The organism is Limosilactobacillus gorillae (assembly GCF_001293735.1).
Lineage (GTDB): Bacteria > Bacillota > Bacilli > Lactobacillales > Lactobacillaceae > Limosilactobacillus > Limosilactobacillus gorillae.
Map to the genome: position 1 here is coordinate 1 of NZ_BCAH01000059.1, position 2667 is coordinate 2667.

Annotated in this window: 4 protein-coding genes; all 4 read right to left on the minus strand. The window is 44.3% G+C overall.

From position 1 onward, the window contains the following. Window positions 1-38 precede the first annotated feature (38 nt). Entirely contained in the window at window positions 39-371 is a 333-nt protein-coding gene (locus AOQ57_RS08105; protein ID WP_369688101.1) for a branched-chain amino acid transporter permease, read from the minus strand. Then, window positions 362-1063 (minus strand): AzlC family ABC transporter permease, encoded by a 702-nt coding sequence (locus AOQ57_RS08110; RefSeq protein WP_093626928.1) that lies wholly within the window; start codon window positions 1061-1063, stop codon window positions 362-364. The genes AOQ57_RS08105 and AOQ57_RS08110 overlap by 10 nt, the downstream gene beginning before the upstream one ends. A 309-nt stretch (window positions 1064-1372) precedes the next feature. After that, complete coding sequence (locus AOQ57_RS08115) at window positions 1373-1900, minus strand: GNAT family N-acetyltransferase (RefSeq protein ID WP_093626930.1); 528 nt, start codon at window positions 1898-1900, stop codon at window positions 1373-1375. A gap of 99 nt (window positions 1901-1999) precedes the next feature. After that, the coding region (locus AOQ57_RS08120; protein ID WP_369688102.1) for an NAD(P)H-binding protein at window positions 2000-2667 on the minus strand (668 nt) is incomplete at its 5' end.

Sequence of the window (2667 nt, forward strand, 5' to 3'; positions counted from 1 at the left end):
TAACAACACTAGGGCATTTAAGATTATGCGGGGACTTTCTAAAAAATAAAGTTAACTAGACAGATATAGCTAACAGTACCAACCGCCATCGATAAAAACAACATCCGCCACCTCAAGTGAACGAAGATCGTAACGACGCTAGCGATTAAATCCGGTAAACCGTGATCACCGGCAAACCAATCGACATTTCGAAAACAATAAACAACCAGCATTACCATAATCGCCCCAGGTAAGAACTTTCCTAGCTCTTCAATATAGGGTGCGATGTGATCGCCGCGCTGAAACAGCCGAAAGGGAATCAACCGGGTCAAAAAGTTGGCTACTGCAGCAATCCCAATCACAATTAGTTGTTGAACTAAACTCACTTCCATCCCCCCCTTTGGTAAACGACCGTAAACTCGATTACTAACAATAAAAGGGTTACCAAGAGAAAGTAGGTTTTACCAACTAAAATCAGGCACCCCACCGTGATTATCAGGCCAGAAAGGGTACTCAAATGATTCTTTTCCTTAAGGATTTGCTCTAAAGCAAGGACTAAAAACAGGGCTGTCATGGTGAAGCCTAACCCCTCAATCTGAATAGAAAAGGCACTACCAAGAACACCGCCCAACCAGGCCCCTAAAACCCAGTAAAAGTAATCCAAAAGGGACACTAGGGTATAAACATACTGGTTGTCTACATCGTTACTCAAGTTCAGGTGATAGTTGACCACGAAGGTTTCATCAGTTAAGGCAAAGATCTGAAAGAACTTTTGCAACCCCCGCCCTCGATATTTCCCTAAAAGAGCAATGGAATAAAAGAATTGCCGAAAGCCGACTACTAAGGTGATTACCAGAACCGTTAGAGGATTGAAGGTCTGAGTTAACATGTTAGCAATCACAAATTCGACAGAACCCCCATAAATAGTCAGGGCCATTAAGGTCGGGTACCACCAGGCAAAGCCAAGGTTATGGGTATACAGGCCATAACCCATCCCTAAGACAATGTAGCCCAGCATAACTGGGGTTGTTGTTGTCAACGCAATGTGCCACTCCCGGTTATGTCTTGCTATTCGCTCTTCCATTTCCATCATTCCTTTACAAGTTATTTCAAACCAAGCTCTGTAGATGAAAAGCGGTTACCGATTTCGGTAAGTTACTTGGTAAAATCCCTGATTATGGGGGTCTTCCTTACGGACCACATTTTAACAATACCTTTCTATTTTAGCTTAATCCGCTTCCACGATACAATCACTAATTATAAAGATGGCTTAAAAGTTCTTATCTTGAGGATGCTTAACCGCTCTCATCAATAAGTCAGTATGGTCGCCGAATAACACAAAAGACCCCCAGCGTTTTTTCATCGCTGGAGGCCTATCTAACAACGTTACTCCCTATTTAGCGTGCATCAATAATTCGTAGACGTAGGAAATTTCCTCGGGGCGGTAGACACCAAAGAGGGTCCCCACTTGAGTAAAGCCGTTCTTTTCAATCAGGTGTTGCATCGGCTTGTTGTCTTCATGAGTATCAATTCGTAGCGACACAATGTCAGGGCGCTTTTCCTTGATATAGTCAATCAGACTATTAAACAGGCCCGAAGCATAGCCATTACCTGCGTGATCAGAATGAATAGCCACCCGGTGAATTACTAGGTACTGGTCAGTATCGACAAGCCACTTACCATCCATGGTATCGTAAACCGGGTCCGGTGCCGGAACGATTGAAAAAGCCCCTACCGTTTCATGGTCATCAGAATGAACAAGGTAAGCCACTCCTTTTTGGATATCTTCTTCAATCTGCTTGGGGTTAGGATAGTCGCCTTGCCACTGGTTAATCCCCCGTTCGGCTAGTTGGTTACGGCCATCCTTTAAAATTTCAATGACCCGGTTGAGGTCGTCCATCGTTGCCTTCTCTAAGTGCATACTGGATCCTTCTTTCAATATAGTTTTCAAATATCGTCTATTACCCTAGCACAGATATTGAGGTTATTTCAAATCAAACGATTGACCACGCTTTCATATCTAGAGGCTTTGAAGCGCCTTTTCGATTGAGTGACTACCATTCTTAATCATCAAAACTTTTTTGACAGTTTTTGCCTGGTCGAGGGCGGCTACCAAGGTTTTGGCTACGTCTTTAACCGTATTCGTTCCCGCCTGATCAGGGTTAACGTCAATTTTACCAGTTGGCAGATCATCAGTTAAGACCCCGGCCTGAACTATCGTATAGTCCAACCCAGATTCATCAATTAACCAGCGATCCGCAAAAAACTTAGCAATGTTATAGTCCGTAAGCTTCCTTAGGCTATCAACTTTTTGCCACATTTCCTGGTCTAGTGAATAGGCTGAGCTTAACATTACAAAACGCTTGACTCCAGCCTTTTTAGCGGCGTTCATCAGTTTAACGGCCCCGTTTAGGTCAACTTGCAAGAGATCTTTCCCTCGCGAACCAGCCGTAAAAATGATCGCGTCAACACCCTTTAGTTCATCCTTCATCCGATCGACCGACCAGGTAAAACTAAACAGAACCGGTGTGACCAAGTCATCTGAAATGATCCGGTCCAATTGACGCCCGGCCGCCAAAACACTGACACCCTTTTGCACTAGCTCCCTAACTGTTGCTTGGCCAACTCGACCGGTGGCCCCCGCTACAAATACCTTCGTCATTTGGGTCACCCTTTCTTTAATGGTTA

Bases quoted from the DNA above. Each gene is read 5' to 3' on its own strand.
- AOQ57_RS08115 (WP_093626930.1), bottom strand. From the start codon at position 1,900: ATGCACTTAGAGAAGGCAACGATGGACGACCTCAACCGGGTCATTGAA.
- AOQ57_RS08110 (WP_093626928.1), bottom strand. From the start codon at position 1,063: ATGGAAGAGCGAATAGCAAGACATAACCGGGAGTGGCACATTGCGTTG.
- AOQ57_RS08105 (WP_369688101.1), bottom strand. From the start codon at position 371: ATGGAAGTGAGTTTAGTTCAACAACTAATTGTGATTGGGATTGCTGCA.